The following is a 21,072-nucleotide window of genomic DNA, read 5'->3' as shown; positions in this document are numbered from 1 at the left end:
GAGACTTTACAGAAAAAAATTAAGAGAAAAGCTCACGTAAAGTAAAACTGTTCTCTTAATTTATTAGAAAGAGGGACATTTACTGAATATCCCTATTTATACCAATCCGAATACATCAGGTAATTGTGCGCTATCTTCTGGTTCAGCTCCTTTGCCTGTGCAGGGTCCACCTTCTTAATGAACTTGGCTGGCACACCGCCCCAGATGCTTCCCGGTTCGATTATAGTGTTGCTCAGAACCAAAGATCCCGCTGCTACAATAGCACCTTCGCCTACTACCGCGTGGTCGAGAATCGTCGATCCCATCCCTACCAATGCGTAATCCTTGATAGTAGCCCCGTGAATAGTTACATTATGTCCCACGGAGACATGATCGCCTATTTCAATCGTTGATTTTTCATATAATGTGTGCAGCACACTGCCGTCCTGTATGTTCACCCCGTTACCGATACGGATGGAGTTTACATCTCCGCGCAACACTGTGCTGAACCAAATGCTGCAATCGCGTCCCATTTTTACGTCTCCGATAATAGCCGCATTGTCAGCCAAAAAACAGTTTTCTCCAAACTCAGGAGTGAAACCTCTTACTGATTTTATTAATGCCATTTCTGTATAAGGTTATTAATAACTTTGATTATAAACTACTTGTCGCTTCCTTCAACCATGCTTGTTCTTCTTTGTTCAAGCTTGGCGATAGTTTTTCATATACCGTCTGGTGATACCCGTTAAGCCATTCGATTTCTTCATTGGTCAGCAACTCTTTGATGATACCCTTCTTGCAGATAGGGCAAAGGGTGACCGTTTCGAATTGCAGATAATTACCGAACATACCCTCACCCGCCGGAACCACCAAAACGAGGTTTTCCGTGCGGACTCCGTGACTTCCGGCTTTATACACTCCCGGTTCGTTGGAAGTCAGCATACCCAATTGCAAGGTCACCGGATTTTCGTTCATGCGGATACTTTGCGGACCTTCATGTACATTCAGAAAATGACCGACGCCATGCCCTGTGCCGTGCAGGAAATTCATGCCTCGCTGCCATATCGGCATACGCGCCAGTACGTCCAGTTGTGCACCCCGTGTGCCGGCGGGGAATTTAGCCATTGCCAGCGCAATGTGTCCTTTCAATATCAGAGTGTAGTCTGTTTTTTCTTCTTCAGTCAATTCTCCCAATGCGATGGTACGCGTGATATCGGTCGTCCCATCCAGGTATTGTGCGCCGGAGTCTAATAACAGAAAACCTTCCGGCTTCAAAGGAACATCCGTTTCGGGCGTAGCCTCATAATGCACGATAGCACCGTGTTCTTTGTATCCGGCAATCGTGTCGAAACTTTCACCCATATACAAATCCTGTTCCGCGCGGAAGCTGTGCAGTTTCTTGTCTACACTGATTTCTGTTTCCTTACCTGCCGGAACAGCTTCTTCCAGCCATTTCAGGAATTTCACCAGTGCCACTCCATCCCGTTGCATGGCAGCATGTATTCCGGCAATTTCCTGCTCATTGCGGATAGCTTTCAGTAACGTAACCGGAGAAACGCCGTGGATAATCTTGCAGTTAGGGTTGACGGCCGAGTATGCGGCATAATTTGTTTTTGACGGATTAATGAGCAGACTTTCAACCCTAATCTGTTTGAGATACGTTTCCACCTCTTCATAAGGATGCAGGCTTATACCGGTCGATTTCAGATATTCGGCCACTTCAAGAGTGATTTTCTGCGGTTGGATAAAATAATGTATATCCTGTTCTTCGATCAGCAAGTAACTGACGATTACAGGATTGCAATGCACGTCATTGCCTCGCAGATTGAGCGTCCAGGCAATCTCGTCCAGGGCGGATATAAACAATGCCCTGGCATTGCACTTTTTCAATTCCTCCCGAATGATGGAAATCTTTTCCACACTACTTTTCCCGGAATATTTGGTCTCATGAATGAAAGCGGGAGCCTCCGGCATGGGCGGACGGTCTGCCCATAACTCCCTCATGGGGTCTGGAATGTTTTTTATTTCTATCCGGCATTTTTGCAACTCGGCTTGCATTCTCTCCACTTCTTCTGCCGAGAACATTTTTCCGTCGATGCCCACTGCATCACCCGGGCTTAACTGTGTGCATAGGAATGTGGAAATACTTGGCGTCTCGGGGAGCATTTCCTTGTAAAGCTCTATTTCCGTACCTTCCAATTGCTGGGCGGCCTGGAGGAAATAGCGGGAATCAGTCCATAGCCCTGCTTTGCCGGTAGTGACAACAACGGTTCCTGCCGAACCGGTAAAACCGGAAATCCATTCCCGGGATTTCCAATGAGGGGCAACGTATTCGCTTAAATGCGGGTCTGTGCTCGGAATAATAAAGGCTTGTATACCTTCCCGGCTGAATAATGCCCGTAAGGCTTGAATCCGACTGTTTATTGTTTGGTTCATATTCTATATATAATAAGGTGTAACATTAACCCCTCAAAGATACTCACTTTCTTTGAATATTTTTGTGGGTCACTATACTTTATCCGCCAACATATTAGAAACTAATCTCCGGAGATTAGTTTCTTGCAGTCCCGCGATTAGTTCTTTGTATATTCCCGATAGGTTTGTCTTTTTCCTCTGTCAGAAGAAGTTTGAGATTGTATAAACTTTCCTCTTTTTGCAGTTTTTTTGGCAGAAAGTTTTGTGAATAAAGAAACTATGTGTAATTTTGCCGCTCAATTTAATCGTGAGATTTTTAAACCATTAACATTTTAATAAAAAGAAAATGATTGTAGTACCTGTAAAAGAAGGCGAAAACATCGAAAAAGCGCTGAAGAAGTTTAAAAGAAAATTCGAGAAAACTGGTATCGTTAAAGAATTAAGAAGCAGACAGCAGTTTGACAAACCATCTGTTGTTAACAGACTTAAGAAAGAACGTGCAGTTTACGTACAGCAACTTCAGCAAGTAGAAGATTAATAATTCGTAATTTCCTTTGAATTATTGAATTCTTTTCATACATTCGTTGCATGATTTTGATGTAACGGTATATGTGGTTGACAGACTCTTTTCTTGACTATCTTCAGTATGAACGGAACTATTCCGAAGAGACGATTAAGTCTTATCGGGAAGATCTCCGTCAATTTGAAGAATTTGCCAGGGAAGAAGTTGGAGATTCGGCTCCATCAGAAGTAAAAGCTGAACTTGTTCGTGAATGGATTGTTTCTTTAATGGACAAAGGGTATACTTCTACTTCAATAAACCGGAAATTGAGTTCACTCAGGTCGTTCTATAAGTTTCTCTTACGGAGGGGCGAAGTGATGGTGAATCCATTGCAAAAGGTGGTAGGTCCTAAGAATAAAAGGCCATTGCCTGCTTTCTTGAAAGAAAGTGAGATGGATAAACTGCTGGATGAGGTTGATTTTGGTGAAGGATTTAAAGGGTGTCGTGACCATATGATTATTGAGATGTTTTATGCTACGGGCATGAGACTTTCTGAACTAATCGGACTGGACGATAAGGATGTGGATTTTTCCTCTTCACTTATAAAAGTGACGGGGAAGCGAAATAAACAACGGTTGATACCTTTTGATGAAGAGTTGAAAATTACAATGACGGAGTATGTCAATGTAAGGAATGGGTCGGTCTTGAATCGTGCGGACGCTTTTTTTGTCCGTGAGACTGGAGAGCGGCTTACCCGCAGTATTGTAGAAAATCTAGTGAAACGAAACCTGTCGAAGGTAGTGACGTTGAAAAAACGTAGCCCTCATGTGTTGAGACATACTTTTGCTACGACCATGCTGAATCATGACGCGGAACTCGGAGCGATAAAAGAACTTCTTGGACACGAAAGTTTGGCGACTACGGAAGTTTATACGCATACTACTTTTGAAGAGCTTAAAAAAGTGTATAACCTGGCTCATCCTCGGGCCTAAAAGTAAGGAGGTAAGTATGGAAGTAAGAATTCAATCAATTCACTTTGATGCGTCAGAGCAATTGCAGTCTTTTATTCAGAAGAAAGTCGCAAAGTTGGAGAAGTATTACGATGATATAAAGAAAGTAGAGGTGTCATTAAAGGTGGTTAAACCAGAAACTGCAGAAAATAAGGAAGCCGGTGTAAAAGTGATTATTCCTAACGGTGATTTTTATGCCAGTAAAATCTGTAATACGTTTGAAGAGTCGGTCGATTTAAGTGTCGAAGCCTTGGAAAAACAACTGGTTAAACACAAGGAAAAGCAACGGAGCAAATAAAATTCCGCTAAAATTTTGCGGAAAAGAAATAAATGCCTAAATTTGCAGCCGTTTCGCTCACGATAGAACGTAACGGTTGCATTTTTTGAGTAACTGCCTCTTTAGCTCAGCTGGCCAGAGCACGTGATTTGTAATCTCGGGGTCGTTGGTTCGAATCCGACAAGAGGCTCAAAGAAGAATGAAAGAATTAAGAATTAAAATGAATATAAGAGGCGCGCTCTTTTTCATTCTTTCATTGTTAATTTTTGATTTGTGAAACAATGGGCAAATACCAGAGTGGCCAAATGGGGCAGACTGTAAATCTGCTGGCTTACGCCTTCGGTGGTTCGAATCCATCTTTGCCCACACCTCTTTTTCTTCTTGCTGTTATAGCTCAGCGGTAGAGCACTTCCTTGGTAAGGAAGAGGTCCCGGGTTCAAGTCCCGGTAACAGCTCATGAATATGTAAATGCTGATTATTAATCAAATAAATAACAAGTAAAGCTATGGCTAAAGAGAAATTCGAACGTAAAAAACCGCATGTAAACATCGGTACAATCGGTCACGTTGACCACGGTAAAACCACGTTGACAGCTGCTATCACTACTGTGTTGGCAAAGAAAGGTCTTTCAGAAGTTAAGTCTTTCGATCAGATTGACAACGCTCCTGAAGAAAAGGAAAGAGGTATCACTATCAACACTTCTCACGTAGAGTATGAAACAGCTAACCGTCACTATGCGCACGTAGACTGTCCGGGTCACGCCGACTACGTAAAGAACATGGTAACTGGTGCTGCTCAGATGGACGGTGCTATCATCGTAGTTGCTGCTACTGATGGTCCGATGCCTCAGACTCGTGAACACATCCTGTTGGCTCGTCAGGTAAACGTACCGAAGCTTGTTGTATTCATGAACAAGTGTGATATGGTTGATGACGAAGAGATGTTGGAACTCGTTGAAATGGAAATGCGCGAATTGCTCGCTGCTTATGAATTCGACGGTGACAATACTCCTATTATCCGTGGCTCTGCTCTTGGTGCATTGAACGGTGTAGAAAAATGGGAAGATAAAGTTATGGAACTGATGGATGCAGTTGATACTTGGATTCCGCTGCCTCCGCGTGATGTTGATAAACCGTTCTTGATGCCGGTTGAAGACGTATTCTCTATTACTGGTCGTGGTACTGTTGCTACAGGTCGTATCGAAACTGGTGTCATCCACGTTGGTGATGAAGTTGAGATCCTCGGCTTGGGTGAAGACAAGAAGTCTGTTGTAACTGGCGTTGAAATGTTCCGCAAATTGCTGGATCAGGGTGAAGCTGGTGATAACGTAGGTTTGTTGCTTCGTGGTATTGATAAGAATGAAATCAAACGTGGTATGGTTCTTTGTAAACCTGGTCAGATTAAACCTCACTCTAAATTCAAAGCTTCTATCTATGTTTTGAAAAAAGAAGAAGGTGGTCGTCACACTCCGTTCCACAACAAATACCGTCCTCAGTTCTATCTGCGTACTATGGACTGTACAGGTGAAATCACTCTTCCGGAAGGAACTGAAATGGTAATGCCTGGTGATAACGTAGAAATCAACGTAGAACTGATCTACCCGGTAGCTTTGAACGTAGGTTTGCGTTTCGCTATCCGTGAAGGTGGTCGTACGGTAGGTTCTGGTCAGATTACTGAAATTCTTGACTAATTACCAAATATCTTAATCAGTTCCCGGTATTATACTGGGAACTGATTATGTTCACACGGGAGTAGCTCAGTTGGTAGAGCACCGGTCTCCAAAACCGGGTGTCGGGAGTTCGAGCCTCTCCTCCCGTGCTAATATTTTTGAAATGAAGAAGATTGTAGCTTATATTAAAGAAACTTACGACGAACTTGTACATAAAGTATCGTGGCCTACGTATTCTGAACTTACTAACAGTGCAGTAGTTGTTTTATATGCTTCCCTGCTTATTGCTCTGGTAGTATTTGCGATGGACTTCTGTTTCCAGAACGTAATGGAGAAAATTATTTATCCACACTAAAAACGAGGGAAAATGTCTGAGATTGAAAAGAAATGGTACGTCCTGCGTGCCATTAGCGGAAAAGAAGCTAAGGTAAAGGAATACCTTGAAGCTGATATTAAAAACAGCGACCTTGGTGATTATGTATCTCAGGTATTGATTCCTACCGAAAAGGTTTATCAGGTTCGCAATGGTAAAAAAATTGTGAAAGAGAGAAGTTATCTCCCTGGTTACGTTTTGGTGGAGGCTGCTTTGGTGGGTGAGGTATCTCACCACTTGAGAAATACTCCTAATGTGATTGGATTCTTGGGCGGATCGGACAAACCCGTTCCTCTGAGACAATCGGAAGTGAATCGTATACTTGGTACGGTGGACGAATTGCAGGATGCCAGTGAAGAACTGAGCACCCCGTATATAGTCGGTGAAACTGTGAAAGTAAATTACGGGCCGTTCAGCGGATTCAGTGGCATCATTGAAGAAGTGAACACCGAGAAGAAGAAACTTAAGGTTATGGTAAAGATATTCGGACGGAAAACCCCGCTCGAATTGGGCTTTATGCAAGTTGAAAAAGAATAATGCAGGTGTTACGCTGTAGTATTCTTTATTAATGTTTATATATAAATCAATAAAAAAATGGCTAAAGAAGTTGCTGGACTAATCAAATTACAGATTAAAGGAGGCGCGGCAAACCCATCACCTCCCGTTGGACCTGCTTTGGGTTCGAAGGGTATTAACATCATGGAGTTTTGCAAGCAATTCAACGCCAGAACCCAAGACAAAGCAGGAAAGATTCTTCCTGTGATTATCACTTACTACGCAGATAAGTCTTTCGATTTTGTAATCAAGACTCCTCCCGTTGCTATTCAATTACTTGAAGTAGCTAAGGTAAAGAGCGGTTCTGCTGAGCCTAACCGTAAGAAAGTTGCCGAGTTGACTTGGGAACAGGTTCGTACGATTGCTCAGGACAAATTGGTGGACTTGAACTGTTTCACTGTAGAAGCTGCCATGAAGATGGTTGCCGGTACAGCTAGAAGTATGGGTATCGCTGTAAAAGGGGAGTTCCCGGTTAATAACTAATAAACTTCAATTAGAATGGGTAAACTGACAAAAAAACAAAAGTTGGCTGCAGAAAAAATTGAAGCAGGGAAAGCATACTCACTGAAAGAAGCTGCATCTTTGGTAAAGGAAATCACTTATACCAAGTTTGATGCTTCACTGGATATCGACGTGCGTTTGGGCGTTGACCCGCGTAAGGCGAACCAGATGGTGAGAGGTGTTGTGTCACTTCCTCACGGTACTGGTAAAGTTGTACGCGTTTTGGTGCTTTGTACACCTGATGCTGAAGCTGCTGCAAAAGAAGCCGGAGCTGACTACGTTGGTCTTGACGAATATATTGAAAAGATCAAAGGTGGATGGACTGATGTGGACGTAATCATCACTATGCCGTCTATCATGGGTAAAATTGGTGCACTCGGTCGTGTGCTCGGTCCTCGTGGATTGATGCCTAATCCGAAGAGTGGTACTGTAACTATGGATGTTGCTAAAGCTGTTAGAGAAGTAAAGCAAGGTAAGATCGACTTCAAGGTTGATAAGAGTGGTATTGTCCATACTTCTATCGGTAAAGTTTCATTTAGCCCTGAGCAAATTCGTGACAATGCGAAAGAATTCATGGCTACTTTGAATAAGCTGAAACCGACCGCAGCTAAGGGTACATATATTAAGAGTATTTATCTTTCTAGCACAATGAGTGCAGGTATCAAGATTGACCCGAAATCAATAGAAGAAATCTAATAAAACGGAGTAATAATGAGAAAGGAAGATAAAGGAACGATTATTGAGCAGATCGCTGCTACAGTAAAGGAATATAGTCACTTCTATTTGATTGATATCACTGCGATGAACGCTGCTGCTACAAGCGCGTTGAGAAGAGAATGTTTCAAATCTGACATCAAACTGATGTTGATTAAGAATACATTGCTTCACAAAGCATTGGAAAGTCTGGAAGAAGATTATTCTCCGCTTTATGGTTGCTTGAAAGGTACTACAGCTATTATGTTCTGTAATACTGCTAACTTACCTGCTAAGTTGATCAAAGCAAAGGCTAAAGATGGCATTCCCGGACTGAAGGCTGCATATGCAGAAGAAAGCTTCTATGTTGGCGCTGACCAGTTGGATGCTCTCGTTAGTATCAAGAGTAAGAATGAAGTTATTGCCGATATCGTTGCATTGCTGCAATCACCGGCCAAGAATGTTATTTCGGCTCTTCAATCAGGTGGAAACACCATTCACGGAGTTCTCAAAACTCTTGGTGAACGTACCGAAGCGTAAAAATGGGAAAGGTGTCACAACCTTGGGAGTAATGTCCCGAACAAATTTTTCAAAAACAAATAAGTATTTAAACAATTAAAATCATACAAAAATGGCAGATTTGAAAGCTTTTGCAGAACAATTAGTTAACTTGACAGTAAAAGAAGTTAATGAACTTGCAACTATCCTTAAAGAAGAATACGGTATTGAACCTGCTGCTGCAGCTGTAGCTGTTGCTGCTGGTCCTGCAGCTGGTGGTGCTGCTGCCGCTGAAGAAAAAACTTCTTTTGATGTAGTATTGAAGAGCGCTGGCTCAGCTAAACTTCAGGTTGTTAAAGCCGTTAAGGAAGCTTGCGGTCTCGGCTTGAAAGAAGCTAAGGACTTGGTAGACGGTGCTCCTAGCGTAGTTAAAGAAGGTTTGGCTAAAGACGAAGCAGAATCATTGAAGAAAACATTGGAAGAAGCTGGAGCTGAAGTTGAACTTAAATAACATTAGCCTGTAAATCAGGTAATTCGGTTAAGAACCCTTCTGAAGAGGGTTCTTAACCTTTTTGTGTATATATTTAAAATTAAGTTCTACAAATCCATTAACAGATGTCTTCAAATACTGTAAACCAAAGAATTAATTTTGCTTCGACTAAAAATCCACTTGAATATCCGGATTTTTTGGAAGTACAATTGAAGTCATTCAAAGACTTTTTACAACTGGATACCCCACCCGAGAAGCGTAAGAACGAGGGACTGTATAAAGTATTTGCTGAAAACTTCCCCATTGCCGATACAAGAAACAATTTTGTTCTTGAGTTTTTGGACTACTATATTGATCCGCCGCGTTATACTATCGATGATTGTATAGAGCGAGGGCTTACCTATAGTGTGCCTTTGAAAGCAAAATTGAAATTATACTGTACCGATCCCGATCATGAGGATTTTGATACGGTTATTCAGGACGTATTCCTCGGTCCTATTCCTTACATGACGGATAAGGCGACTTTCGTCATTAACGGTGCGGAACGCGTTGTTGTATCTCAGCTTCACCGTTCTCCAGGCGTATTCTTCGGTCAGAGCGTACATGCTAATGGTACCAAACTTTATTCTGCCCGTATCATTCCGTTCAAAGGTTCTTGGATTGAGTTTGCTACTGATATCAACAATGTCATGTATGCGTACATCGACCGTAAGAAGAAGTTACCCGTTACTACTTTGTTGAGAGCTATCGGTTTTGAGAATGACAAGGATATCCTTGAAATTTTTAATCTGGCCGAAGATATTAAAGTCAATAAGACTAATCTCAAGAGAGTGTTGGGACGTAAATTGGCGGCTCGTGTTTTGAAAACGTGGATTGAGGATTTTGTAGACGAAGATACCGGTGAAGTCGTTTCTATCGAACGTAACGAAGTTGTGATCGACCGTGAAACTGTGATTGAACCGGAACATGTTGATATTATCTTAGAGTCAGGTGTTCAGAACATTCTTGTTCACAAGGAAGAACCGAACCAATCTGACTATTCTATTATATATAACACGCTCCAGAAAGACCCGAGTAACTCGGAGAAAGAAGCTGTATTGTATATCTATCGCCAGTTGCGTAATGCAGACCCTGCCGATGATGCCAGTGCACGTGAGGTTATCAATAACCTGTTCTTCTCTGAAAAGAGATATGACTTGGGTAATGTAGGTCGCTACAGAATCAACAAGAAGTTGAATCTGACGACTGATATGGATGTGCGTGTTCTGACGAAGGAAGATATTATTGAAATCATCAAGTACCTGATTGAGTTGATAAACTCGAAGGCTGATGTGGATGATATTGACCACTTGAGTAACCGTCGTGTGCGTACCGTAGGCGAGCAATTGTCCAATCAGTTTGCTGTTGGTTTAGCTCGTATGTCACGTACAATTCGTGAACGTATGAACGTACGCGATAATGAAGTGTTTACTCCGATTGATTTGATCAACGCCAAGACAATTTCTTCCGTAATCAATTCATTCTTCGGAACGAATGCTTTGTCGCAGTTTATGGACCAGACGAATCCGCTGGCTGAAATTACGCACAAGCGTCGTATGTCTGCCCTCGGTCCTGGTGGTTTGTCTCGTGAGCGTGCCGGATTTGAGGTACGTGACGTTCACTACACTCACTATGGTCGTCTTTGCCCGATTGAAACGCCGGAAGGTCCGAACATTGGTTTGATCTCTTCTTTGTGCGTGTTCGCTAAGATCAATGTACTTGGCTTCATCGAAACTCCATATCGTAAGGTTGAAAACGGTAAGGTTGACCTTTCTGATGAAGGTTTGGCATATTTGACTGCGGAGGAAGAAGAAGCTAAGATTATCGCCCAAGGTAATGCGCTGTTGAATGACGATGGTACTTTTATCCGCGATAAAGTAAAAGCTCGTCAGGATGCTGACTATCCGGTGGTAACTCCGGATGAAGTAGAGTTGATGGACGTTTCTCCTCAGCAGATTGCTTCAATCGCTGCATCTTTGATTCCTTTCTTGGAACATGACGATGCTAACCGTGCCTTGATGGGTTCGAACATGATGCGCCAGGCTGTTCCATTGTTGAAGAGCGAAGCACCTATTGTAGGTACAGGTATCGAACGTCAGTTGGTTCGTGACTCTCGTACTCAGATTACTGCTGAAGGTGACGGTGTAATCGAATTTGTTGATGCTACTGTTATCCGCATTTTGTATGACCGTACGGAAGATGAAGAGTTTGTAAGCTTTGAACCGGCATTGAAGGAATATCGTATTCCGAAGTGGCGTCGTACGAACCAGAATATGACGATTGACCTTCGTCCTATTTGCGAGATTGGCCAGCGCGTGACGAAAGGTCAGATTCTGACTGAAGGTTATTCTACGGAGAAAGGTGAGTTGGCTTTGGGTAAAAACCTGTTGGTTGCTTATATGCCGTGGAAGGGCTACAATTATGAGGATGCTATCGTATTGAACGAACGTGTGGTTCGTGAAGATATATTGACTTCTATTCACGTAGAAGAATATTCACTGGAGGTTCGTGAAACGAAACGTGGTATGGAGGAATTGACTTCCGATATTCCGAACGTGAGTGAAGAAGCTACCAAGGATTTGGATGAAAACGGTATTGTACGTGTGGGTGCCCGCATCCAGCCGGGCGATATCTTGATTGGTAAGATTACACCGAAAGGTGAGTCTGATCCGTCACCGGAAGAGAAATTGCTTCGCGCAATCTTTGGTGATAAGGCAGGTGATGTGAAAGATGCTTCATTGAAAGCTTCTCCTTCTTTGAAAGGCGTGGTTATCGACAAGCGCTTGTTCTCACGTGTGATCAAGAGCCGTAGCTCCAAACTGGCTGATAAGGCTTTATTGCCGAAGATTGATGATGAGTTTGACGCAAAGGTTGCTGATTTGAGAGGTATCTTGATCAGAAAACTGTTGAAGTTGACGGAAAATCATGTGTCAGAGGGTGTTAAAGACTATATGGGTGCTGAGGTGATCTCAAAAGGCGCTAAATTCTCTCCTTCTGATTTCGGTGATTTGGACTTTACTTCAATCCAGTTGAGTAACTGGACGAATGATGCCCGTATCAACGGTATGATTCGTGATCTGGTGATGAATTTCATCAAGAAATATAAGGAACTGGATGCCGAACTGAAACGTAAGAAGTTCGCTATTACTATTGGTGATGAACTTCCTGCGGGTATTATTCAGATGGCGAAGGTTTATATTGCTAAGAAACGTAAGATTGGTGTAGGTGATAAGATGGCAGGTCGTCACGGTAACAAAGGTATTGTTTCCCGCGTTGTCCGTCAGGAAGATATGCCGTTCCTCGCTGATGGTACTCCGGTAGATATCGTATTGAATCCGTTGGGTGTGCCTTCTCGTATGAACATCGGTCAGATATTCGAGGCTGTATTGGGTAGTGCGGGTAGAAAATTAGGTGTGAAGTTTGCTACTCCTATTTTTGATGGTGCTACACTGGATGATTTGAATGAGTGGACTGACAAGGCAGGTTTGCCACGTTATGGTAAGACTAAGTTGTATGATGGCGGTACGGGTGAACCGTTTGACCAACATGCTACGGTAGGTGTTACTTATATGTTGAAGTTGGGTCACATGGTTGAGGATAAGATGCACGCACGTTCTATCGGTCCGTACTCTCTGATTACTCAACAACCGTTAGGTGGTAAGGCACAGTTCGGTGGTCAGCGTTTTGGAGAAATGGAGGTTTGGGCACTTGAAGCATTTGGGGCTGCACACATCTTGCAGGAAATCCTGACTATCAAGTCTGATGACGTTGTAGGCCGTTCTAAAGCTTATGAAGCAATTGTGAAGGGTGAGCCGATGCCGCAGCCTGGTATTCCCGAATCACTCAATGTATTACTGCATGAGTTGAGAGGTCTGGGTCTTAGCATCAACCTGGAATAATTATAAAATTGATAGTTGAGAGTGAATTGGTTGCTCTCAACTATCAATTGCCAATATTCAATTGTCAATTTTCAATTATATATAATAAAGTATGGCTTTTAGAAAAGATAACAAGATAAAGAGTAATTTCTCGAAGATCTCTATTGGTTTGGCTTCCCCGGAAGAAATCCTTGAGAATTCGAGTGGTGAAGTTTTAAAGCCTGAAACCATCAACTATCGTACGTATAAGCCTGAACGTGACGGTTTGTTCTGTGAACGCATTTTTGGTCCGATCAAGGATTACGAATGTCATTGCGGTAAATACAAACGCATTCGTTATAAGGGTATCGTCTGCGACCGTTGTGGGGTAGAAGTGACTGAGAAGAAAGTACGTCGTGAGCGTATGGGACACATTCAGTTGGTAGTTCCGGTAGCTCATATCTGGTATTTCCGTTCACTTCCTAATAAGATCGGTTATTTGCTGGGTTTGCCTACAAAGAAACTCGACTCTATTATTTACTATGAGCGTTATGTGGTAATCCAGGCCGGTGTGATGTCGGGTGAGATTGCTGAATATGATTTGCTCTCGGAAGAAGAATATCTGGACTTGATGGAAAAATTGCCGAAAGACAATCTGTTCCTGGAAGATTCAGATCCCAATAAATTTATTGCCAGAATGGGTGCAGAAGCCATTTATGACTTACTGGCTCGTTTGGATTTGGATGCATTGTCTTATGAATTGCGTCACCGTGCAGGTAACGACGCTTCTCAACAACGTAAGAATGAGGCTTTAAAGCGTCTTCAGGTTGTTGAATCATTCCGTGCATCGCGTGGTCGCAATAAACCGGAGTGGATGATTGTGCGTATTGTACCGGTTATCCCGCCCGAACTTCGTCCGTTGGTTCCGTTGGATGGTGGTCGTTTTGCTACATCCGACTTGAATGACCTTTATCGTCGTGTGATTATTCGTAATAACCGTCTGAAGAGATTGATTGAGATCAAGGCTCCTGAAGTGATTTTGCGTAATGAAAAGCGTATGTTGCAGGAAGCTGTTGATTCATTGTTCGATAACTCACGTAAATCCAGTGCGGTAAAGACGGATGCTAACCGTCCTTTGAAGTCTCTTTCTGATAGTTTGAAAGGTAAGCAAGGCCGTTTCCGTCAGAACTTGTTGGGTAAACGTGTGGACTACTCTGCACGTTCGGTAATCGTTGTTGGTCCGGAATTGAAAATGGGTGAATGCGGTATTCCTAAACTGATGGCTGCCGAGCTTTACAAACCGTTCATTATCCGTAAGTTGATTGAACGTGGTATTGTAAAGACAGTGAAGAGTGCCAAGAAGATTGTAGACCGCAAGGAAGCTGTAATCTGGGATATATTGGAGCACGTCATGAAAGGTCATCCGGTATTGTTGAACCGTGCGCCGACGTTGCACCGTTTGGGTATCCAGGCATTCCAGCCAAAAATGATTGAAGGAAAGGCTATTCAGTTGCATCCGTTGGCATGTACGGCTTTCAATGCCGACTTCGACGGTGACCAGATGGCTGTTCACTTGCCTTTGAGTCATGAAGCTGTTTTGGAAGCTCAAATGTTGATGCTCCAGTCTCATAATATTTTGAATCCGGCTAATGGTGCGCCTATCACTGTGCCTTCTCAGGATATGGTACTTGGTTTGTACTATATTACGAAGTTGCGTAAGGGTGCTAAGGGTGAAGGATTGATATTCTACGGTCCGGAAGAGGCTTTGATTGCTTACAATGAAGGAAAGGTAGACATCCATGCTCCGATTAGCGTGATTGTGAAAGATGTTGATGAGAATGGTAATGTCATTGATAAAATGATGCACGATACCTCAATAGGGCGTGTAATTGTTAATGAGATCGTTCCTCCTGAAGCTGGCTACATTAATACCATTATTTCTAAGAAATCACTCCGTGATATTATTAGTGATGTTATTAAAGTATGTGGTGTGGCAAAGGCTGCGGACTTCCTCGATGGTATCAAGAACTTAGGTTATCAGATGGCCTTCAAGGGTGGTCTGTCATTCAACTTAGGTGACATTATTATTCCGGAACAAAAAGAAATGTTGGTACAGAAAGGTTACGATGAAGTTGAGCAGGTTATCAACAACTATAACATGGGTTTCATTACCAACAATGAACGTTATAATCAGGTAATTGATATCTGGACACACGTTAACTCTGAGCTGTCTAATATTCTGATGAAGACCATTTCGAGTGACGACCAAGGTTTCAACTCTGTATATATGATGTTGGATTCTGGTGCTCGTGGTTCTAAAGAACAGATTCGTCAGTTGTCCGGTATGCGTGGTTTGATGGCAAAACCGCAGAAGGCAGGTGCTGAGGGTGGTCAGATCATTGAAAATCCGATTCTTTCGAACTTTAAAGAGGGACTTTCGGTGTTGGAGTACTTTATCTCTACTCACGGTGCCCGTAAAGGTTTGGCGGATACGGCGTTGAAGACGGCAGATGCCGGATATTTGACTCGTCGTCTGGTAGACGTTTCTCATGATGTGATTATTAATGAAGAAGACTGCGGCACACTCCGCGGATTGGTTTGTACGGACTTGAAGAATAACGATGAAGTTATTGCTACATTGTACGAACGTATCCTTGGCCGTGTATCTGTACATGATATCGTTCATCCTACGACTGGTGAATTGCTGGTTGCCGGTGGTGAAGAAATAACGGAAGAAATCGCTAAGAAGATTCAGAATTCTCCGATTGAAAGCGTTGAAATACGTTCTGTATTGACATGTGAATCGAAGAAGGGTGTTTGTGCGAAATGTTATGGACGTAACCTTGCAACAAGTCAGATGGTTCAGCGAGGTGAGGCTGTTGGTGTTATCGCTGCACAGTCTATCGGTGAGCCGGGTACACAGTTGACATTGCGTACGTTCCATGCCGGTGGTACGGCTGCCAATATCGCAGCCAATGCAAGTATCGTGGCAAAGAACCCGGCACGTCTGGAATTTGAGGAACTTCGTACAGTAGATGTCGTGGATGAAGCAGGTGAACCTGCAAAAGTTGTAGTAGGTCGTCTGGCTGAAGTACGTTTCGTGGATGTAAATACCGGTATCGTTCTTTCTACTCATAACGTACCTTATGGTTCTACTCTTTATGCTGCTGATGGCGAGGTAGTGGAAAAAGGTAAGTTGATTGCCCGTTGGGATCCGTTTAACGCTGTTATTATAACGGAAGCTACAGGTAAGATTGAGTTTGAAGGCGTTATTGAAAATGTTACTTATAAGGTGGAATCTGATGAATCTACCGGTTTGCGCGAAATCATCATTATTGAGTCTAAGGATAAGACGAAAGTTCCGATGGCTCATATCATGACAGAAGATGGCGACCTTATTCGTACATATAACCTCCCTGTAGGTGGTCACGTAGTAGTGGAAAATAAGCAGAAGGTAAAAGGCGGTGAAGTTATCGTGAAAATACCTCGTGCTGTTGGTAAGGCTGGTGATATCACGGGTGGTCTTCCGCGTGTAACCGAGCTGTTTGAAGCTCGTAATCCGTCTAACCCTGCTGTTGTTTCTGAAATTGACGGTGAGGTAACGATGGGTAAAGTGAAACGTGGTAATCGTGAAATAGTTGTTACCTCTAAGACTGGTGAGGTTAAGAAGTATCTAGTGCCATTATCAAAACAGATTCTAGTGCAGGAAAACGACTATGTACGTGCTGGTACTCCGTTATCTGACGGTGCTACTACTCCTGCGGATATTCTTGCTATTAAAGGTCCTACGGCTGTACAGGAATATATCGTTAATGAAGTACAGGATGTATATCGTCTGCAAGGTGTGAAAATTAATGATAAGCACTTTGAGATCATTGTTCGTCAGATGATGCGTAAAGTTGAAATCGATGAGCCGGGCGATACCCGCTTCCTGGAACAACAGGTAGTAGACAAGCTGGAGTTCATGGAAGAGAATGATCGCATTTGGGGTAAGAAAGTTGTCGTTGATGCTGGTGATTCTCAGAATCTGCAACCGGGACAGATTGTAACTGCTCGTAAGTTGCGTGATGAAAACAGTATGCTGAAACGTCGTGACTTGAAACCGGTTGAAGTACGTGATGCTGTTCCGGCTACTTCTACTCAGATTCTTCAGGGTATTACTCGTGCAGCTCTGCAAACTTCAAGCTTTATGTCGGCTGCTTCATTCCAGGAGACTACCAAGGTCTTGAACGAAGCTGCTATCAACGGTAAGGTTGATAAGTTAGAGGGCATGAAGGAGAATGTTATTTGTGGACACTTGATACCTGCCGGTACTGGTCAGCGTGAATTTGAAAAGATTATTGTAGGCTCCAAAGAAGAATATGACCGTATTCTTGCAAACAAGAAGACTGTGTTGGATTACAATTCAATGGATGTTGAAGAGTAATATGCAATAAATACAATCAATTGATAATTAAATAGGAAAGAGGAGATGTCTTTGATAGGATGTCTCCTCTTTTGTTTTTGGAATAAAATATTATTCTTACCTTTGAATATTCAAAAGTTTAATCGTAAAAAGAAAATGGAAAACAAGGAAATGAATAATCAGTTACAAATAGAACTGAAAGAAGATGTAGCACAAGGAATCTATGCAAATTTAGCTGTCATTACACATTCCAGTTCTGAATTTATTGTAGACTTTGTGCGTGTAATGCCAGGAATACCTAAAGCTGGAGTAAAATCGCGTATTGTGCTGGCCCCGGAGCACGCTAAGAGATTACTGCGCGCTTTAGAGGAAAACATCGGTAAATATGAGCGCACATTTGGTCCTATTCGATTGCTGGATGAACAGCCAATTCCGCCTATGACAAATCTTAAGGGGGAGGCATAAAATCAAAAAAAAACTCGTAGTGCATTGATTATTCAAATATTATTCGTATTTTTGCAGCCCAAAAGTGTATAGCTACGAAATTAATATAACAATAATATATAATTAAAAACAATTAAAATGCCTACAATTCAGCAATTAGTAAGAAAAGGACGCGAGGAGTTGGTGGAGAAAAGTAAGTCACCGGCCCTTGATTCATGTCCTCAAAGACGTGGCGTTTGCGTGAGAGTGTACACAACCACTCCGAAAAAACCGAATTCTGCAATGCGTAAAGTTGCACGTGTACGTTTGACCAATGGTAAAGAGGTGAACTCTTACATTCCGGGAGAAGGACACAACTTGCAGGAGCACTCTATCGTATTAGTACGCGGTGGTCGTGTTAAAGACCTTCCGGGTGTACGTTATCACATTGTTCGTGGTACATTGGATACTGCAGGTGTTGCAGGTCGTACTCAAAGACGTTCCAAATATGGAGCTAAGCGTCCGAAACCGGGACAGGCTGCACCGGCTAAGAAAAAATAATTAAAGTAGCCAATACAGTAGACAGTTAAATTAAAAGTAATAACTTACGTTTTAGTTTATTGGAAATGCTAAAGGTTGAGTAAATTCTCCGGAGGGGGAGTTGAAGAAGTCAAGAAGTAAACAACCAAGAACGAAAAACATTATTCTTTCAAACAAATGAGAAAAGCAAAACCCAAAAAACGCGTTATCCTGCCGGATCCCGTGTTTAATGATCAAAAGGTTTCAAAATTCGTAAACCATCTGATGTATGACGGAAAGAAGAATACCTCTTATGAAATCTTCTATGCCGCTTTGGAAACAGTAAAAGCAAAACTTCCTAACGAAGAAAAGTCTGCCCTTGAAATTTGGAAAAAGGCACTGGATAATGTAACTCCTCAAGTTGAGGTTAAGTCCCGCCGTGTTGGTGGCGCAACATTCCAGGTTCCGACTGAAATCCGTCCGGATCGTAAAGAATCAGTTTCTATGAAGAATTTGATTATTTTTGCTCGTAAACGTGGTGGTAAATCAATGGCTGATAAATTGGCTGCTGAGATCATGGATGCATACAATGAACAAGGTGGCGCTTTCAAACGTAAAGAAGATATGCATAGAATGGCTGAAGCTAACCGTGCATTTGCTCATTTTAGATTCTAATACTATAAGAATAACCGATAGATTAAAAACTTAAAGTAAAAGGAATTAAAAAATGGCTAAGCAAGATTTACATTTGACGCGTAATATTGGTATCATGGCTCACATCGATGCCGGAAAAACAACAACTTCTGAACGTATCCTGTTTTATACGGGTTTGACTCATAAAATTGGAGAAGTACATGATGGTGCTGCTACAATGGACTGGATGGCGCAGGAGCAGGAACGTGGTATTACTATCACTTCTGCTGCTACTACTACTCGTTGGAAATATGCAGGTGATACTTATAAAATCAACTTGATTGATACTCCGGGACACGTTGACTTTACTGCTGAGGTAGAGCGCTCATTGCGTATCTTGGATGGTGCTGTTGCTGCATACTGTGCAGTTGGTGGTGTTGAACCGCAGTCTGAAACTGTATGGCGTCAGGCTGACAAATATAATGTGCCTCGTATCGCTTATGTGAACAAAATGGACCGTTCTGGTGCTGACTTTTTTGAAGTGGTTCGCCAGATGAAGGCTGTTTTGGGAGCTAATCCGTGTCCTATCGTTATTCCTATTGGTGCTGAAGAATCTTTTAAAGGTCTGGTAGACCTTATTAAGATGAAAGCTATCTACTGGCATGATGAAACTATGGGTGCTGACTATACTGTAGAAGAAATTCCGGCAAACTTGGTGGATGAAGCTGCAGAATGGAGAGATAAGATGCTTGAAAAAGTAGCTGAATTTGACGATGCTTTGATGGAGAAATATTTCGATGATCCTTCTACTATTACAGAAGAAGAGGTACTGAGAGCTCTCCGTAATGCAACTGTACAGATGGCTGTCGTTCCAATGTTATGTGGATCTTCATTTAAAAATAAGGGTGTACAGACATTGCTGGACTATGTTTGTGCTTTTTTACCTTCTCCGCTGGATACAGAAAATGTAATCGGTACAAATCCTAATACGGGCGCTGAGGAAGATCGTAAGCCGAGTGATGATGAAAAGACTTCTGCTTTGGCATTTAAGATTGCTACTGACCCCTATGTAGGTCGTTTAACTTTCTTCCGTGTTTATTCTGGTAAGATTGAAGCTGGTTCTTATATTTATAACTCTCGTTCTGGTAAGAAAGAGCGTGTTTCTCGTCTGTTCCAGATGCACTCAAATAAGCAGAATCCGGTGGAAGTTATCGGTGCTGGTGATATTGGTGCAGGTGTTGGTTTTAAAGATATCCACACGGGTGATACATTGTGTGATGAAACTGCACCGATCGTGCTGGAATCTATGGACTTCCCGGAACCGGTTATTGGTATTGCTGTAGAGCCGAAGACTCAAAAGGATATGGATAAACTGTCTAACGGTTTGGCTAAATTGGCTGAAGAAGACCCGACCTTTACAGTGAAAACTGATGAACAAACAGGTCAGACAGTTATTTCTGGTATGGGTGAGCTTCACTTGGATATCATTATAGACCGTTTGAAACGTGAGTTCAAGGTAGAATGTAACCAAGGTAAACCTCAGGTTAATTACAAAGAGGCTATCACGAAGACCGTTAACTTGCGTGAAGTTTATAAGAAGCAGTCTGGTGGACGTGGTAAGTTTGCTGATATCATTGTAAATATCGGTCCGGCTGATGCGGACTTTACTCAAGGTGGTTTGCAGTTTGTTGATGAAGTGAAAGGTGGTAATATTCCTAAGGAGTTTATCCCATCTGTACAGAAAGGTTTCACAACAGCTATGAAGAATGGTGTGTTGGCTGGTTATCCTTTGGATTCACTGAAAGTAACATTGCTTGATGGCTCTTTCCACCCGGTTGACTCTGACCAGTTGTCGTTTGAAATTTGTGCTATCCAAGCATATAAGAGTGCATGTGCCAAGGCGGGTCCTGTGCTTATGGAGCCTATTATGAAACTGGAGGTTGTAACTCCGGAAGAAAATATGGGTGACGTTATCGGTGACTTGAATAAGCGTCGTGGTCAGGTAGAAGGTATGGAGTCGAGCCGTTCAGGTGCTCGTATCGTGAAAGCTATGGTTCCGTTGGCAGAAATGTTCGGATATGTAACGGCTTTGCGTACTATTACTTCTGGTCGTGCTACTTCATCAATGGTGTACTCTCATCACGCTCAGCTTTCTAACTCTATTGCTAAGGCAGTATTGGAAGAAGTAAAAGGCCGTGCTGATCTGATCTAAAAATATTAAAAATCCGTAGGCT

The 21,072-nt window shown here is 42.5% G+C and carries 18 protein-coding genes and 4 tRNA genes; 20 read left to right on the top strand and 2 right to left on the bottom strand.

Annotated elements, in window-relative coordinates; translation table 11 throughout:
* Positions 1-92 precede the first annotated feature (92 nt).
* A complete protein-coding gene (locus BUC01_RS22125; RefSeq protein WP_025834080.1) occupies positions 93-605 on the bottom strand; it encodes a gamma carbonic anhydrase family protein in 513 nt (170 codons plus the stop codon).
* Positions 606-633: 28 nt separating this feature from the next.
* Positions 634-2,415, bottom strand: a complete 1,782-nt coding sequence (locus BUC01_RS22120; protein WP_025834078.1) for an aminopeptidase P family protein — start codon at positions 2,413-2,415, stop codon at positions 634-636.
* 325 nt (positions 2,416-2,740) lie between these two features.
* On the opposite strand from BUC01_RS22120, the gene rpsU reads away from it, so the two are divergent.
* From rpsU to fusA, 20 genes are all read left to right on the top strand, one after another.
* On the top strand, positions 2,741-2,932 hold the full coding sequence (gene rpsU, locus BUC01_RS22115) for a 30S ribosomal protein S21 (RefSeq protein ID WP_009132577.1): 192 nt from the start codon (positions 2,741-2,743) through the stop codon (positions 2,930-2,932).
* A 71-nt stretch (positions 2,933-3,003) separates the two neighbouring features.
* Positions 3,004-3,888, top strand: a complete 885-nt coding sequence (xerC, locus tag BUC01_RS22110) for a tyrosine recombinase XerC (protein ID WP_025834075.1) — start codon at positions 3,004-3,006, stop codon at positions 3,886-3,888.
* A gap of 16 nt (positions 3,889-3,904) precedes the next feature.
* Positions 3,905-4,204 (top strand): ribosome hibernation-promoting factor, HPF/YfiA family, encoded by a 300-nt coding sequence (hpf, locus tag BUC01_RS22105; RefSeq protein WP_025834073.1) that lies wholly within the window; start codon positions 3,905-3,907, stop codon positions 4,202-4,204.
* Between the two features lie 95 nt (positions 4,205-4,299).
* Positions 4,300-4,373: transfer RNA gene (locus BUC01_RS22100), tRNA-Thr, on the top strand.
* A gap of 93 nt (positions 4,374-4,466) precedes the next feature.
* Positions 4,467-4,549 (top strand) — tRNA-Tyr (locus BUC01_RS22095).
* A 17-nt stretch (positions 4,550-4,566) separates the two neighbouring features.
* Positions 4,567-4,638 (top strand) — tRNA-Thr (locus tag BUC01_RS22090).
* A gap of 50 nt (positions 4,639-4,688) precedes the next feature.
* Entirely contained in the window at positions 4,689-5,873 is a 1,185-nt protein-coding gene (tuf, locus tag BUC01_RS22085) for an elongation factor Tu (RefSeq protein ID WP_073314903.1), read from the top strand.
* Positions 5,874-5,928: 55 nt separating this feature from the next.
* Positions 5,929-6,001, top strand: a tRNA-Trp gene (locus tag BUC01_RS22080).
* Positions 6,002-6,015: 14 nt separating this feature from the next.
* Entirely contained in the window at positions 6,016-6,207 is a 192-nt protein-coding gene (gene secE / locus BUC01_RS22075) for a preprotein translocase subunit SecE (protein WP_007662120.1), read from the top strand.
* Positions 6,208-6,219: 12 nt separating this feature from the next.
* Positions 6,220-6,762 (top strand): transcription termination/antitermination protein NusG, encoded by a 543-nt coding sequence (gene nusG, locus BUC01_RS22070; RefSeq protein WP_009132581.1) that lies wholly within the window; start codon positions 6,220-6,222, stop codon positions 6,760-6,762.
* A gap of 57 nt (positions 6,763-6,819) precedes the next feature.
* Complete coding sequence (rplK, locus tag BUC01_RS22065; RefSeq protein WP_073314901.1) at positions 6,820-7,263, top strand: 50S ribosomal protein L11; 444 nt, start codon at positions 6,820-6,822, stop codon at positions 7,261-7,263.
* Between the two features lie 15 nt (positions 7,264-7,278).
* Complete coding sequence (rplA, locus tag BUC01_RS22060; protein ID WP_025834066.1) at positions 7,279-7,977, top strand: 50S ribosomal protein L1; 699 nt, start codon at positions 7,279-7,281, stop codon at positions 7,975-7,977.
* 15 nt (positions 7,978-7,992) lie between these two features.
* Positions 7,993-8,514, top strand: a complete 522-nt coding sequence (rplJ, locus tag BUC01_RS22055; RefSeq protein WP_073314898.1) for a 50S ribosomal protein L10 — start codon at positions 7,993-7,995, stop codon at positions 8,512-8,514.
* A gap of 91 nt (positions 8,515-8,605) precedes the next feature.
* On the top strand, positions 8,606-8,983 hold the full coding sequence (rplL, locus tag BUC01_RS22050) for a 50S ribosomal protein L7/L12 (protein WP_007212059.1): 378 nt from the start codon (positions 8,606-8,608) through the stop codon (positions 8,981-8,983).
* A gap of 104 nt (positions 8,984-9,087) precedes the next feature.
* The gene (gene rpoB, locus BUC01_RS22045) at positions 9,088-12,900 is read left to right on the top strand and encodes a DNA-directed RNA polymerase subunit beta (protein WP_073314896.1); all 3,813 of its coding nucleotides are present in this window, start codon (positions 9,088-9,090) and stop codon (positions 12,898-12,900) included.
* A 91-nt stretch (positions 12,901-12,991) separates the two neighbouring features.
* Complete coding sequence (rpoC, locus tag BUC01_RS22040) at positions 12,992-17,284, top strand: DNA-directed RNA polymerase subunit beta' (protein ID WP_025834063.1); 4,293 nt, start codon at positions 12,992-12,994, stop codon at positions 17,282-17,284.
* 135 nt (positions 17,285-17,419) lie between these two features.
* Positions 17,420-17,728: a DUF3467 domain-containing protein gene (locus BUC01_RS22035; RefSeq protein ID WP_025834062.1), complete on the top strand. Its 309-nt coding sequence runs from the start codon at positions 17,420-17,422 to the stop codon at positions 17,726-17,728.
* Positions 17,729-17,845: 117 nt separating this feature from the next.
* Positions 17,846-18,247, top strand: coding sequence for a 30S ribosomal protein S12 (gene rpsL / locus BUC01_RS22030; RefSeq protein WP_025834060.1), 402 nt, complete (start codon positions 17,846-17,848; stop codon positions 18,245-18,247).
* Positions 18,248-18,403: 156 nt separating this feature from the next.
* The gene (gene rpsG, locus BUC01_RS22025) at positions 18,404-18,880 is read left to right on the top strand and encodes a 30S ribosomal protein S7 (protein ID WP_025834058.1); all 477 of its coding nucleotides are present in this window, start codon (positions 18,404-18,406) and stop codon (positions 18,878-18,880) included.
* Between the two features lie 52 nt (positions 18,881-18,932).
* A complete protein-coding gene (gene fusA / locus BUC01_RS22020) occupies positions 18,933-21,050 on the top strand; it encodes an elongation factor G (protein WP_025834056.1) in 2,118 nt (705 codons plus the stop codon).
* The last annotated feature ends 22 nt before the right edge of the window (positions 21,051-21,072 follow it).

Source organism: Bacteroides stercorirosoris (assembly GCF_900142015.1).
Classification (GTDB): Bacteria; Bacteroidota; Bacteroidia; order Bacteroidales; family Bacteroidaceae; genus Bacteroides; species Bacteroides stercorirosoris.
Note: the sequence above shows the minus strand (reverse complement) of the source record. Positions and strands in the feature narration are given on the sequence as shown.